Genomic DNA, 13,103 nt, shown 5'->3' on the forward strand with positions numbered 1-13,103 from the left:
ACTTACTTCGCATGGCAAGGATGAGCGCAGAAGAGCGACGCGAGAGCGTCATCCGGGCGGCGATCACGGAGTTCGGCCGGGGCGGTTACCACGGCACGTCCACCGAGTCGATCGCCAAGCGGGTCGGCGTCTCGCAGCCGTACCTCTTCCGCCTCTTCCCCAACAAGCGCGCGATCTTCCTCGCCGCCTCCCTGCGCTGCATCGAGGAGACGGCGGCCGTGCTCCGCGCCGCCGCCGAGGAGGCGCCGGCGGGCACCGAGGAGAAGTCGATGGCCGTGGCGTACCAGCGGCTGATCGAGGACCGCGACCGGCTGATGATGCAGATGCAGATGTACGTCGCGGTGGCCACGGCCGAGTCCTCGGGCGACCACGAGTTCGGCAAGCCCATCCGGGCCGCCTGGTCCGAACAGCTCTACGACTTCGCGCTGCTGACGTTCGGCGGGGAGGCCGACACGGCGGCCACCTTCCTCGCGTACGGAATGCTGATCAACACGTTCGTCGCGCTCGGCTACGCGCCGAGGGAGCGGGTGTGGGACGGATTCTGGCCCGACGCCCTGCCCCGCACGTAACCCCGCACAGCCACCCTCGTACGTCGCACACGCATGCCCGCGAAAGTTATTGACTGATAACTAATCCGGAGGGAACCATGTCCGCCCCAGCCCGCACCGGCGACCGCCGCCGCCTCGGCCCCACCTTCTGGGCCCTGCTCCTCACCAGCCTCGCCAGCTTCATGGGCGCGCTCGACAACCTCGTCGTCACCACCGCGCTACCCGCCATCCGCGACGACCTCGGCGGCGGCATGGAGGACCTGGAGTGGACGGTCAGCGCGTACACGCTCACCTTCGCCGTCCTCCTCATGCTCGGCGCCTCGCTCGGCGACCGCTTCGGCCGCCGCCGGATGTTCGCCGTCGGCATCGGCATCTTCACCGCCTCCTCCGCGGCCGCGGCGCTCTCCACCGGCATCGACGGCCTGGTCGCGGCCCGCGCCGCACAGGGCGTCGGCGCCGCGCTGCTGATGCCGCTGTCGCTGACCCTGCTCTCCGCCGCCGTACCCGCCGCCCGCCGCGGCATGGCCCTCGGCGTCTGGGGCGCGGTGCAGGGCCTGGCCGTCGCGTCCGGGCCGCTGGTCGGCGGGGCGCTGACCGAGCACATCTCGTGGCACTGGATCTTCTGGCTGAACGTCCCCGTCGGCATCGCCCTCATCCCGCTGGTCCGGCTGAAGCTGGCCGAGAGCCACGGCCCCAACAACCGCCTCGACATCCCCGGCACCGTGCTCGCCAGCACCGCGCTCTTCGGCCTCATCTACGCCCTGGTCCGCGGCAACGCCGACGGCTGGACCGCCGCCCCCGTCCTCGCCGGGCTGATCGCGGCACCGGTGCTGCTGACCGCCTTCGTCGCGTACGAGCTGCGCGCCGCGAACCCCATGCTGCCCATGCGGCTCTTCCGCAACCGCAGCTTCAGCGCGGTCAACGCGGCGAGCGTGCTGATGTTCGTCGGGATGTTCGGCTCGATCTTCCTGCTGAGCCAGTTCCTCCAGGGCGTCGGCGGCTACTCGCCGCTGGAGGCGGGCCTGCGCATGCTGCCGTGGACCGCGATGCCGCTGATCGTCACCCCGATAGCGGGCGCGCTCTCCGACCGCATCGGCGGCCGGCCGATCATCGCGGCCGGTCTGGCGCTGCAGGCGGTGGGCCTGGTGCTGTGGGCGGTGGCGGTCGAGGTGGGCTTCTCGTACGGGTCGATCCTGCCGGCGCTGACGGTGAGCGGCGTGGGCATGGCGATGTACTTCGCGCCGTCCGCGAACGTGGTCCTGTCCAGCGTCGCCCCGGAGGAGCAGGGCATCGCGTCGGGTGCGAACAACGCGCTGCGCGAACTGGGCGGCGCGCTGGGCATCGCCCTGCTGGCGGCGGTCTTCTCCGCCCAGGGCGGCCACGAGACGCCGCAGAGCTTCGTCGACGGCCTGGCGCCGGCGCTGTGGGTCGGCGCGGCGGGTGTGGGGCTGGGCGCGGCGCTGGCGCTGCTGATCCACAAGCACCGGGCCCCGGCGGCGGCCGCCCCTCGGGCGGCGTCGGCGGCGGACGGGGACCGTACCCCGGTGGGGGTCTGAGTCAGCTTCTGCGGGACCGCCCCGCGCCTTACCGGGCGCGGGGCGGTCCCGTACGCGCTCCGTTTCCGTCCGGGCGGCCGACGGGCCGATAATTGATGGGGAGGGACCGCATCAAAGCGAGTGTCCGGGAGAGGTGCCGATCATGAAGCCCTTGAACCTCCTCTTGAACGTGCTGTGGCTGATCTTCTGCGGAATCTGGATGGCGATCGCCTACACGGTGGCCGCGGTGGTCTGCTTCATCCTGATCATCACGATCCCGTTCGGCGTCGCGTCGCTGCGCATCGCCGGCTACGTACTGTGGCCATTCGGCCGAACCACGGTGGAAAGACCGGACGCGGGAACGCCCTCGGTCGTGGGCAACGTGATCTGGGTGGTCTTCGCCGGCTGGTGGCTGGCACTGGGGCACCTGCTCACGAGCATCCCGCTCTTCCTGTCGATCATCGGCATCCCCTTCGGCTGGGCGAACCTGAAGCTGATCCCGATCTCCCTGATGCCCCTGGGCCGCGAGATCGTCTCCACAGACGAACGCTTCGGCTACGCCCCGCGCTGACGGGACTCCCCCGCGCGTACGCCGTAGGCTCCACCGGTCCGCGAACTGCCGGGATGGTCCCGCGAGCCGTGGTTCCGGTCATGGTGCGGGAGCCGTGCTCCCCGCACAGGCGGGGATGGCTGTTGTAGCCCGGCTGTGCTGTCCTGGCCTTGATGGTGCTACCCGCCCGCGGCGGGATGGTCTCTCTGGCTCCGCTCTGGGAGCGTAGGCCGAACTGTGCTCTCCGCCCGCGCGGGGACAGCCCTCCGACGTTAGGAGACCCATGACGCATCACTGTCCTCCCCGCCCATGCGGGGATGGTGTCTGCCGACGCTCCGTCAGCGTCCGCACGCCCGCGGTGCTCGCCGCCTGCGCGGGGGCGGTTCCCGTGCATGCCCCCGCGCCGCGTACGTCCACCGGTCGGTAGCCGGTGAGTATGAACGACTTCGTGCAGGTCTACACCGCGGCCGAGACCCGCGAAGAAGCCGTGGCGCTCGGCCGGGGAGTGACGCGGGCGCGGCTGGCGGCCGGGGTGCAGGTGGTCGGTCCAGTGGTGTCGCTGTTTTGGCACCAGGGACAGTTCGGGGAGGGAGAAGAGTGGCAGGTCATCTTCAAGACCACTGCGGCCCGCTACCCGGAGTTGGAAGCGCACCTGCTAGAACATCACCCCTGGAGCAATCCGGAGATCACCGCCATCCCGATGTCTGCCGGCTCGCAGCCCTACCTGGATTGGGTACGCCGTACCGTCGAAGCCCCCGGCAACGAGACGGCCTGATCTACGCCCCGCGACGCAGCACCTCGGCCACAGGCTCCAGGGACCGATGTGGATGCAGGCGGGTCAAGAACGTCTGGATGCGTTGCCGGGGACGGACCGAGCCGATCCCTTCGGAGAGATCGATAGCCCTGCCGATCACTTGCGCCGACTGCTCGACCTCCCCGGCGTCAAGGTAGGCGTGCGCCAGCCAGGAGAGGTAGAGGGCCTTGTCTCTGGCTTGTGCGTCATCGAAGTCGGCCAGCGCCGCCTCCAGTTCCGGCACGGCGCGTAACGGACGGTGCAACTCCGTCCAGCAGCGACCCTTCATGATCCGCAACTCTCGCCCGTCGACCCACGAGGCCCACTCGGGGCCCGGTTCATCGGCGCTACTGCTCAGGGCCTCCTCTGCCTGAGCGAGCGCAGCCTCCGATTCCTTCGCCTCCCCGGCACGGGCATGAGCCCAGGCCCGGCGTTCGTGCAGCAGCCCGCGGACGGTGGGAGGCGCGTCGGAGCCTGCGGTACGGCACGCTGCCACCGCGGTGGCCACTCCCGAAGATGCGCCGCTGACCTGCTGATATGCCAGAAAGGCCAGAGAGTTTCCTTCGAGTGCGCGGTCACCGGCTTCGCTTGCCGCCTGATGCGCCCGCCGGTAGAGGATCGACGCCTCGCACTGGTCCCCCGCATCGAACGCGGCCCAGCCGGCTTGTTGCGCCAGTTCGGAAACGATGGTGAGCAACTGCTTTCCGGTTTTCTCCGAGTAACTGGCATGACGCATCAGACTCACCGTTCCGTCCAACTCGGTGCGGTAGATGTGACGCGTGTCCGCCCCGCCAAGAACGTCGTCCAGGCGGCGAAGCCGAGAAGAGCGCATTCTCAACTGCGCTACCTCACGGCGTCCGAGATGCGATCCCGCATTGCGCTCGGGGAGCACGCCGGCAATGCCTGCCACTCCCGATGCCGCGAGGAATCTTCTTCGCTCCACGTCGCCTCCTGCTCGACCGGCTGTTGCCCCAACTGCACGTGCGGAGACACCCGCGGCCCTCGCCTCAGGCGTGGGTAACCGGCAAGTGTGTTCGCCCTGCGGCAGCGCGTCCGGTTGCGTCTGTTCCCACGGACGCGCTGCCAGACCCACCAGGTGGCCAGGGATGGCCAGGGCGTCCGCAATGCGCGTGATCTTCTCGTAGGTGGTGATCGCACCTTCGCCCCGGGCCAACCGCCCCACCCGTTCGGGCTTGATGTCGCAGGCATCGGCGATCTTCACGAAGCTGATTCCGCCCCATTGCCGAGCCAGCTTGAACTCCTTGCCGAAATCATGACACCGCAAGGCGGCCCGCACATCGGCACGTTCGAGCACGTGCGGCGGAAGAGAGATTGACGACATGCGTCCTGACATGCGATTTCCCCGCGATCTACCGCTTGCGGAGTGAGTGCCGATCCGTCCGAGGAGTGTACCCACCATGGGTATCCCCTTCGTCGGGAAACGAGATCCCCAACACCTCGCCCATGGTGTCGGGCATGCAGATTCAGCAGGTGGATGGCGAAGAGAAGGCGGTGGTGTGGCAGTGGCGGCGGCATCGGAGGTGTGTGGGGCTGGCCCGGGCGCAGTTACGGAAGGCGTTGGCGGCGTGGGGGCTGGGTGAGTTGGAGTCTGCGGCGGTGGCGGTGTTGTCGGAGTTGATGGCGAATGCCGTCGTGCATGCACGGGTGTCCCCCGGGCGGGAAATTCGTACGCGGTTTCTGGTCGTGGAGAGCGGGGTGCGGATCGAGGTGCACGACGCCAGTGACCAACTGCCGGTGCCGCGCGTGCCGGATGAGTCCGGTGGGTACGGGCTGGCGCTGGTGGCGGCACTGGCGGAGCGGTGGGGGGTGGAGGAGCGGGGTGGGGTGGGGAAGTGTGTGTGGGCGACGGTGACTTGTTCCGGGGTGGATGCGCATTGAGTGCGCCTTCGCCCCGGTGGGTTCTCCACGCGCGCCGAAGCCCGGAGCCTCCTCTATCCGGGCTCCGGGCTTCGGCGTTCTCATCGCTGCGGTGTCGGTTCGTGGTCCATGAGTACCTTCTCCGTCTCCTCCATCTCCTCCGTCCCCGGCTCCTCCGGACCCGGTTCCTCCCCCGTGATCGGCGGGACCCGCCGGAGCAGTGCCGCCGCCACCGCCGCCGTCACCACCGCCAGCACCGTGCTCGCCACCGCCGCCGTGTGCAGGCCCGCCGTGAAGGCGTCGCGGGCCGCTGCCGCCAGGGCCGCCGCGCGGTCCGGGTCCGGGAGGGCGGTGGCCGTGTCCAGGGCTGCGCCTACCGTGTCGCGGGCTTCGGCGGGGGCGTCGGACGGCATCTCGTTGCGGTAGACCGCCGTTGCCAGGCTGCCGGTCACCGCGATGCCGAGGGCCAGGCCCAGGTCGTACGCCGTCTGCCCGGTCGCCGCCGCCGCGCCCGCCTTCGGCGGGGGTGCGCCGCCTACGGCCAGGGCCGTGCCCAGGACGCTGATCGGGGCGACCCCGAACATGACCACCGTCAGCCCCGCCGCCGTGGCGCCGACGCCCGTCACGGTCGTCAGCATCGCGTAGCCGACGAGCGAGACCAGCAGGCCGCCGACCAGCACCCACGCCGGCCGTACGCGCCGGGCGAGGACCGGCGTCAACTGGGAGCCGGCGACCAGCCCCAGCGCGCCCGGCACCAGCCACAGCCCGGCCGCCAGCGGCGACAGCTCCGTCACGGCCTGGAGGTACTGCGGCACCAGGTACTCGACCCCGTTGAGCGCCGTCATGCCCAGCAGCAGCGTCAGCAGTGCCCCCGTGAACTCCCGGCGGCGGAACAGCGCCAGGTCCAGCAGCGGGTCCGTCAGCCGGTTCTGGCGGCGGATGAAGGCGGCGACCGCCGCCGCGCCCACCGCCGTGGACAGCGCGGCCGTCGCGCCCGGGCCGTGCTCCGCGGTGTGCTTGACCGCGTAGACCAGCGGCAGCACCGAGGTCAGGAAGAGCGCGACGCTCGGCAGGTCCAGGCGGCCCGGGTCCGGATCGCGGTATTCCGGCAGGAGGAGCGGTGCCACGAGCAGCACCGGCAGCATCACGGGCAGCCCGATCAGGAACACCGAGCCCCACCACCAGTGCTCCAGCAGTACGCCGCCGACGATCGGCCCCGCCGCCAGACCGGCGGACAGCGCGGTGACCCACATCGCGATGGCCGTCGCGCGCTGCCGGGGGTCGGCGAACATGTGGCTGATCAGGGCGAGGGTGGAGGGCAGGACGGCCGCGCCGGCCACACCGAGGACGGCGCGGGCGCCGATCAGGGTCGCGGCGTTCGGGGCGTACGCCGCGACCACCGACGCGATCATGAACCCGGCGGAACCGGCCAGCAGCAGCCTGCGCCGCCCGACGCGGTCGCCGAGCGTGCCCATGATCACGAGGGTGCCCGCGGTGAGGAACCCGTAGATGTCGGTGATCCACAGCACCTCGGAGCCGCTGGGCTGGAGATCGGCGGCGAGGTACGGGGTGGCGAGCCAGAGCACGCCCAGGTCGGCGGTCATCAGGGCGACCGGCACCACCAGCAGCGCGAGACCGAGCCACTGACGCGCTCCCGCGCGCGGTGGCGGGGTGTGGCGGCCGGTGGTACGGGCGTTGGCGTCGGTGCTCATGAGGCCACCTCCACGCGCGCGGTTGCGGTGCCGCGAAGGGGTGCCTCACCGGGTTGCCGTGCGGGGTCGCCGAGGATCTCCTGCCGCGCCGCCTCCGCGGCGGCCAGCACGTCGCGCACCCGCGCGGGCCGTACGTGTACGGGGACGCCGGTCAGCTCGGTGCCGTGCAGCAGCCGTACCGCCGACGCGGTGATGCCGTTGTACTCCGAGATGCCGACCCGCAGTTGGGTGTCCATCGCCGTGTCCAGACCGAGGTCGGCGAACTCCGCGGCCGTGCCGCCGGCCAGCCCCAGCCACAGCATCCGCTTGGCGCCGAGTCGCGGGGTGCTGCGGCCGTAGGCGAAGCCGTAGTTCCAGACGCGGTCGATCCAGCCCTTGAGGATGGCCGGCGGCCCGTACCACCACACCGGGAAGACGACGAGGATGTCGTCCGCGGCGGTGATGCGGTCCATGTGGGCGTGGACCTCGGCGGAGTACCGCTTGTCGCGGTTCTCCCAGTCGGGTTCGTCCTCGGGGTACATGCGCGGGTCGAAGCGTTCTGCGTACAGGTCCAGGACGTCGACGGTGCCGCCCCCGTCCCGTATACGGGCCTGGAGGCCGGCCGCGGCCTGCGCGGTGAGGGAGTCGGGGCGCGGGTGGGCCACGACCATGAGCGTGTGGGACATGAGAGGTCTCCAAGGGAGGTCGTACGGGGCGGAGGGGGCGGCGCGTCAGATGCCGAGGCCGGAGCCGCCGCTGACGTCGATGTTCTGGCCGGTCACCCAGCGGGCGTCGGCGGAGGCGAGGAAGGCGACCACGTCGGCGACGTCGTCGGGGCGGCCCACGCGGTCGAAGACCGAGAAGGCGGCGGCGTGGGCGCGGGCCTCGGGGTCCGCGAGCCAGGGGTGGATGTCGGTCTCGATGGTGCCCGGGGAGACGGCGTTGACGGTGATGCCGCGGGCGCCGAGGGCCTGGGCGAGCGTCAGCGTCAGTACGTCGATCGCGCCCTTGGCGGCGGCGTACGCGACCATCGCGGGGAAGGCGGTCTTGGTGACGCCCGACGAGATGTTGACGATGCGGCCCCCGTCACGGAGGCGCGTGAGCCCCTGCTGGATCAGGAAGAAGGGGGCCTTGGCGTTGACCGCGAACACCTCGTCGAAGGCGGTCTCGGAGACCTGGTGGATCTCCCCGCCGCCGCTGACGCCGGCGTTGTTGACGAGGATGTCGAGGCCGTCGGCGTGGGCGTCGAACTCCTGCCACAGAGCGGCGGCGTCTCCGGGCTGACCCAGCTCGGTGCCGAACGCGAAGGCGTTGCCGCCCGCGGCCTCGATGGCGCGGACGGTCTCCTTCGCCGCCGCGTCGTTGGTCCCGTAGTGCACGCCGACGCGGGCGCCTTCGGCAGCGAGGCGCTCGGCGATGGCCCGGCCGATGCCGCGGCTGGCGCCGGTGACGAGGGCGGTCTTGCCGGTGAGGCGGGTGGGGGTGGTGGAGGTGGTCTGGCTGGGGTTCGTGGGGTGGGTGGTGGCGGACATGTCGCGGTCTCCTTGGGCGGGTCCGGACCGCCGGGGTGGCGTCCGGTGCACCTCACTGTCCGGGGGGCCGCATCGGATCGGGCTCGGGTGGTGTTCGGGCGGGGTTCGGGAGCGTTCGGAGGCGGCGGGGGCCGGGCGGGGACGCTCCGGGGCGGGCCTCCGGAGGCCGGTCGTACGGGATCCCGCCGCCGGTCCGGGCGCGGTGCGGGACGTCGGGCCGGTGTCGGTGGGCTGGGTTACCGTGATCGACATGCGATTCGGGGTGCTGGGGGAGACGGCGGTCTGGACCGACGCCGGCCGGCCCGTGCGCGTACCCGAGCTGAAGGTGCGTGCCCTCCTCGCGTCCCTGCTGGCGCAAGCCGGGCAGCCCGTCGCGACGTCGCGGCTGATCGACGACCTGTGGGGCGACGAGCCGCCGGGGAACCCGGCGCGTTCGCTCCAGGCGAAGGTCTCGCAGTTGCGGGGTGTGCTGGAGGCGGCCGAGGCAGGCGGGCGGGAGCTGGTCGCCACGCGCGCCCCGGGGTATCAGCTCGTGCTCGCGCCGGATGCCCTGGACGCCCGGCGGTTCGCGGCGCTGACCGCCCGTGCCCGTACGGCATCGGATCCCGCCGGACGGATCGCCTTGCTGAACGAGGCGCTGGCGCTGTGGCGCGGGCCCGCGTTCGCGGACTTCGCCGACGAGCCGTTCGCGCAGGCGGCGGTGGCGCGGCTGGCGGACGAGCGACTGGCCGCCGTGGAGGCGCGGGCGGACGCGCGGCTGGAGCTGGGTGAGCACGCCGGGGTGGTGGGCGAGCTGGCCGAGTCGGTGGAGCGGCATCCGCTGCGGGAGCAGTTGCGGGCCGTCTATCTGCGGGCGCTGTACGGGGCGGGGCGCCAGAGCGACGCGCTCGCCGGGTACGAGGACCTGCGCGCCCGCCTCGCCGACGAGCTGGGGGTCGACCCCAGCCCGGCGCTCGCCGCGCTGCACGGGGCGATGCTGCGGCAGGACGCGGCACTGGACGCCCCGCCCGCCGCGGCCTCTTCGGCTACGTCGGCCTCTTCGGCCGCTGGGCGCCGTGCTGCGACTGCGGCTCCGCCGCGTACGAACCTGATCGCTCCGCCGCTGGGCGACCTCGTCGGGCGGGACGAGGCGATCGGGGAAGTGGCCGGGCTGCTGGCGGAGCGGCGGCTCGTCACGCTGACGGGGCCGGGCGGGGTCGGCAAGACGCGGCTGGCGCTGGCGGTGATGGAGAAGCTGCGGGGGACGTACCCGGACGGCGAGTGGGTGGTGGAGCTGGCCGGCGCGGCGGGCGGGCCGGCGGGGGCGACGGGGCGGACGGCCCGTACGGAGGCGGACCGTTCGGACGCGGAGGGCCGGCCGGCGGGCGCAGACGGCGGGCGGGCGGGCGCCGACGAGCGGCGGCCGGGCTTCGGCGGCCCGCCGCCCGGTGCCGGGGGCCGGCTGGCCGAGACGGCGGCCATCGCCCTCGGACTGCGCGACGACGGTACGTGGGGCCGGCGCCCCGCGGGCGAGGCGGATCCCGGCGCCGCCGGGCGGCTGGCGGCGGCGCTCGCCGGCCGCCGGATGCTGCTCGTACTCGACAACTGCGAGCATGTCGTCGACGAGGCCGCCGAGTTGGTGGAGCTGCTGCTGCGCAGCGTGCCCGGTCTGACCGTACTGACGACGAGCCAGGAGGCGCTCGCGCTCGCCGGGGAGACGCTGTGGGCGGTGCCGCCGCTGGCGCCGGCCAGCGCGCTCGAACTGTTCACGGCGCGCGCCGCCGCGGCCGCGCCCGGCTTCACGCTCGACGCGGCGGGCAGGGCGGCGGCCGAGGCCGTCTGCCGCCGCCTGGACGGCATCCCGCTGGCGCTCGAGCTGGCGGCAACGCGCGTGCGCGCGCTGGGCGTACACCAGCTTGAGCAGCGCCTCGACGACCGCTTCCGGCTGCTGTCCGCGGGGCAGCGCGGCGCCCCGGCGCGGCAGCAGACGCTCCGGGCGATGATCGACTGGAGCTGGGAGCTGCTGACCGCACCGGAGCAGGCGGTGCTGCGGCGGCTGGCCGCGCACGCAGAGGGCTGCACCCTGGAGGCCGCGGAGGCGGTGTGCGCGGAGGACGGGGTGGCGGAGCAGGACGTACTCGGGATCATGGCGCGGCTCGTCGACCGCTCGCTGGTGGTCGCGGCGCCGGACGGCTCGCGCTACCGGCTGCTGGAGTCGGTCGCCGCGTACTGCCTGGAGCGGCTGGACGAGGCGGGTGAGCGCGAGTCCGTACGGACGCGGCACCTGGAGTGGTACGCGGAGCTGGCCGGGGGCGCGGAGCCGCGGCTGCGGGGGCCGTCGCAGGTGGCCACTCTTGAGCGGCTGGACGCGGAGAGCGCGAACCTGCGTACGGCCTTCGCCACGGCGGTGCGGCGCGGCAGCGCGTGGGATGCGCTGCGGCTCGTGGACGCGCTGGGGTGGTACTGGATCATGCGCGGCCGCCTCGTCGAGGCGCTGCGCTCGGCGACGGACGCGCTGGCGCTGCCGGGGGGCGACGCGGCGATGCGGGCGCGGGTGGGGGTGTGGCGGACGGGGTTCGCGATCCTGACGGGGGACGGGACGGACCGTTCGGCGCGTATCGGGGCTGCGGTCGGTGCGTACGAGGAGGAGCACACGGGGACGGCGGGCTGGCGGGGTCCGGCGTGGGCGGGGTGGTTCCTCGGGCACACGCTGTGCGGTACGGGGAGCATGGCGGAGGGCGAGGAGCTGACGGCCCGGGCCCTGGCCGCCTTCCGGGAGCAGGGTGACCGGTGGGGCGAGGGGGCGGCGCTGTCGGACCGGGCGGTGCAGCGACTGCTGAAGGGGGACCTGGCCGAGACGGCGGCGGCGGCGGAGCGCAGCGCGGAGCTGTTCGAGGGCGTGGGGGACGCGTGTTCGCGGCTGTGGACGGTGTACCCGCTGGCGTCGCTCGCGGAGATCCACGGCGACTACGCGCGGGCAACGGAGCTGTGGCGCAACGGCCTTGCGGTGGCCCGTCGCTTCGGCGCGTCACCGCAGGCCGTCGACCTGCTGGCCGGCCTGGGCCGGGCCGCGCTGCTGGCGGACGACCTGGAGGCGTCGTACGACCACCACGAGGGAGCCAGGCGCGCGGCGACCGAGATCGGCTTCCGCGCGGGCGAGATCAACGCCCGCCTGGGCCTGGCCCTCACAGCGCGCAGGGACGGCCGGCTGGACGCGGCGGAGTCGCACCTGCGGGCCGTACTGGACTGGCACTGCGAGGTGGGCCTGGAAGGAGCCAACGCGCTGATCCTCGCGGAACTGGGCTTCGTCGCGGAGCTGCGGGGCGATGCGGAGGAGGCGCGCCGCCGCCAGGAGGAGGGCTACGAAACGGCCCTCACGACAGGCGACCCGCGCGCGGTGGCCCTGTCCCTGGAGGGCCTGTCGGCGGCCCGCACCCTGACGGGAACGTCGGCCGCCCTACGAGAAGCGGCCCTGCTCCTGGGCGCCGCAACGGCGCTGCGCCGCGCCTCGGGAGCGCCGCTGCCTCCGGCGGAACGGGGGGATGTGAACCGGACGACGGGACGCATCCGGGAGGGCTTGGGAGACGCGGGCGCGGAAGAGGCGCTGCGGCGGGGTGAGGCACTGACACCTGCGGAGGCGGTGGCGGCGGGCCGCGAGTAGCAGGTGGGCTGTCTCCACGCGGCGGAGGCCCTGACCGAGTCGGGGCGGGAGCACGAGAGCAGGGCGGCCGGCGCGTAGGGGGGACATCTGCGCGCCGAGAGTGGCTGCCCGCGCACGACCACCACCATCGAGACGGCCGGGACGAATGTCACCGCGACAAACTCGCGGCAACCCGCCCCGGATACCCACCCAAATCGCCCACCCGACCCGACTTTTGCCCACCGAGGCGCACTCGACCGGGCTGGGCCCTGCCGCCGCCGTCCGCAGTACCCAAGTGGAGAAATTCGGTCGTAACTCCGGGTAACCCGCGGCGATCGGGGCCCAATCGGGCCCCGGAGCCGGGTTTTGCACCGCGGCACGCAGCCGCGCGGTCCCCGAAGCGGCGGCGCCGACCCCCTCCGATGCGGGGTCGCTCCGCGAACGGGGCAGCCGACTCCGGGCAGCCCGGCCACCCCGTCCGCAGGGCACGGCATCCGTAGTCCCATTCGAGGGCGCCCGCTCCCTCCGGGCCACCCATAGCCGCCCGCCTTTCGGGCCGGAGTCCGGTGTCAAGGGTGGGGCGAAGCCCCATCGCGAAGCGACGCTCCACGCAGCGAAGCGGAGAGGAGCGCCCTTGACACCGGACGCAGGCCCGCACACTCAAAAGCGGGGTGGCCCGGGGGGAGCCCTGACGACACAGCCACTCCCCTCGCCGCTCCCCCGATACGGGCCCACCCCACGCACCACCGCGCGCGCCCGGTGCCGTACCCCCGCACCCGGCCAGCACAGACACGACGTACCAGCTCAACGCCCCACCGCCACCGCACTGTCACACCAGCCGCCTACCCTTGGGCGGGTGTGAGGGGAGATGGGGTCCCCCGAGACGCCCGCGGGCCACGACCCGGCCCCGGCGCCCAGGAGAGTCCCGCCCCGGCGACTCCCCCCACCGCCCCACCC

Annotated in this window: 10 protein-coding genes; 6 read left to right on the forward strand and 4 right to left on the reverse strand. The window is 73.0% G+C overall.

What is annotated here, in order from left to right; translation table 11 throughout:
- Positions 1 to 20 precede the first annotated feature (20 nt).
- The 4 genes from ACFYVJ_RS02500 to cutA all read left to right on the forward strand — a co-directional run bounded on the left by ACFYVJ_RS02500 (position 21) and on the right by cutA (position 3,408).
- Entirely contained in the window at positions 21 to 569 is a 549-nt protein-coding gene (locus ACFYVJ_RS02500) for a TetR/AcrR family transcriptional regulator (protein ID WP_388886153.1), read from the forward strand.
- Positions 570 to 646: 77 nt separating this feature from the next.
- Positions 647 to 2,104, forward strand: a complete 1,458-nt coding sequence (locus ACFYVJ_RS02505) for a DHA2 family efflux MFS transporter permease subunit (protein WP_388885775.1) — start codon at positions 647 to 649, stop codon at positions 2,102 to 2,104.
- Between the two features lie 142 nt (positions 2,105 to 2,246).
- Positions 2,247 to 2,654: a YccF domain-containing protein gene (locus ACFYVJ_RS02510; protein WP_388885777.1), complete on the forward strand. Its 408-nt coding sequence runs from the start codon at positions 2,247 to 2,249 to the stop codon at positions 2,652 to 2,654.
- Positions 2,655 to 3,069: 415 nt separating this feature from the next.
- On the forward strand, positions 3,070 to 3,408 hold the full coding sequence (gene cutA, locus ACFYVJ_RS02515; RefSeq protein WP_388885779.1) for a divalent-cation tolerance protein CutA: 339 nt from the start codon (positions 3,070 to 3,072) through the stop codon (positions 3,406 to 3,408).
- 1 nt (position 3,409) lies between these two features.
- Here the strand turns inward: cutA and ACFYVJ_RS02520 are convergent, their stop codons facing one another.
- A complete protein-coding gene (locus ACFYVJ_RS02520) occupies positions 3,410 to 4,780 on the reverse strand; it encodes a twin-arginine translocation signal domain-containing protein (protein WP_388885782.1) in 1,371 nt (456 codons plus the stop codon).
- 122 nt (positions 4,781 to 4,902) lie between these two features.
- On the opposite strand from ACFYVJ_RS02520, the gene ACFYVJ_RS02525 reads away from it, so the two are divergent.
- Positions 4,903 to 5,325: an ATP-binding protein gene (locus ACFYVJ_RS02525; RefSeq protein WP_388885785.1), complete on the forward strand. Its 423-nt coding sequence runs from the start codon at positions 4,903 to 4,905 to the stop codon at positions 5,323 to 5,325.
- An 80-nt stretch (positions 5,326 to 5,405) separates the two neighbouring features.
- Here ACFYVJ_RS02525 and ACFYVJ_RS02530 read toward each other — a convergent pair whose 3' ends face one another.
- The 3 genes from ACFYVJ_RS02530 to ACFYVJ_RS02540 are packed head-to-tail and all read right to left on the reverse strand — an operon-like array spanning position 5,406 to position 8,527.
- Entirely contained in the window at positions 5,406 to 7,016 is a 1,611-nt protein-coding gene (locus ACFYVJ_RS02530) for an MFS transporter (RefSeq protein WP_388885787.1), read from the reverse strand.
- Positions 7,013 to 7,681 carry an NAD(P)H oxidoreductase gene (locus ACFYVJ_RS02535; protein ID WP_388885789.1) on the reverse strand — a complete coding sequence of 223 codons (669 nt, stop codon included), beginning with the start codon at positions 7,679 to 7,681 and terminating at the stop codon, positions 7,013 to 7,015. Before ACFYVJ_RS02535 ends, ACFYVJ_RS02530 begins: the two co-directional genes overlap by 4 nt.
- A 45-nt stretch (positions 7,682 to 7,726) precedes the next feature.
- The gene (locus ACFYVJ_RS02540) at positions 7,727 to 8,527 is read right to left on the reverse strand and encodes an SDR family oxidoreductase (protein WP_388885791.1); all 801 of its coding nucleotides are present in this window, start codon (positions 8,525 to 8,527) and stop codon (positions 7,727 to 7,729) included.
- A 250-nt stretch (positions 8,528 to 8,777) separates the two neighbouring features.
- On the opposite strand from ACFYVJ_RS02540, the gene ACFYVJ_RS02545 reads away from it, so the two are divergent.
- Positions 8,778 to 12,167: a BTAD domain-containing putative transcriptional regulator gene (locus tag ACFYVJ_RS02545; RefSeq protein ID WP_388885794.1), complete on the forward strand. Its 3,390-nt coding sequence runs from the start codon at positions 8,778 to 8,780 to the stop codon at positions 12,165 to 12,167.
- Positions 12,168 to 13,103: the final 936 nt, after the last annotated feature.

It is taken from the genome of Streptomyces sp. NPDC004134 (assembly GCF_042874195.1).
Lineage (GTDB): Bacteria > Actinomycetota > Actinomycetes > Streptomycetales > Streptomycetaceae > Streptomyces.

Excerpts from the sequence above, each read along its gene's own strand:
- ACFYVJ_RS02500 (WP_388886153.1), top strand. The coding sequence starts at position 21 with ATGAGCGCAGAAGAGCGACGCGAGAGCGTCATCCGGGCGGCGATCACG.
- ACFYVJ_RS02505 (WP_388885775.1), top strand. The coding sequence starts at position 647 with ATGTCCGCCCCAGCCCGCACCGGCGACCGCCGCCGCCTCGGCCCCACC.
- ACFYVJ_RS02510 (WP_388885777.1), top strand. The coding sequence starts at position 2,247 with ATGAAGCCCTTGAACCTCCTCTTGAACGTGCTGTGGCTGATCTTCTGC.
- cutA (WP_388885779.1), top strand. The coding sequence starts at position 3,070 with ATGAACGACTTCGTGCAGGTCTACACCGCGGCCGAGACCCGCGAAGAA.
- ACFYVJ_RS02520 (WP_388885782.1), bottom strand. The coding sequence starts at position 4,780 with ATGTCAGGACGCATGTCGTCAATCTCTCTTCCGCCGCACGTGCTCGAA.
- ACFYVJ_RS02525 (WP_388885785.1), top strand. The coding sequence starts at position 4,903 with ATGCAGATTCAGCAGGTGGATGGCGAAGAGAAGGCGGTGGTGTGGCAG.
- ACFYVJ_RS02530 (WP_388885787.1), bottom strand. The coding sequence starts at position 7,016 with ATGAGCACCGACGCCAACGCCCGTACCACCGGCCGCCACACCCCGCCA.
- ACFYVJ_RS02535 (WP_388885789.1), bottom strand. The coding sequence starts at position 7,681 with ATGTCCCACACGCTCATGGTCGTGGCCCACCCGCGCCCCGACTCCCTC.
- ACFYVJ_RS02540 (WP_388885791.1), bottom strand. The coding sequence starts at position 8,527 with ATGTCCGCCACCACCCACCCCACGAACCCCAGCCAGACCACCTCCACC.
- ACFYVJ_RS02545 (WP_388885794.1), top strand. The coding sequence starts at position 8,778 with ATGCGATTCGGGGTGCTGGGGGAGACGGCGGTCTGGACCGACGCCGGC.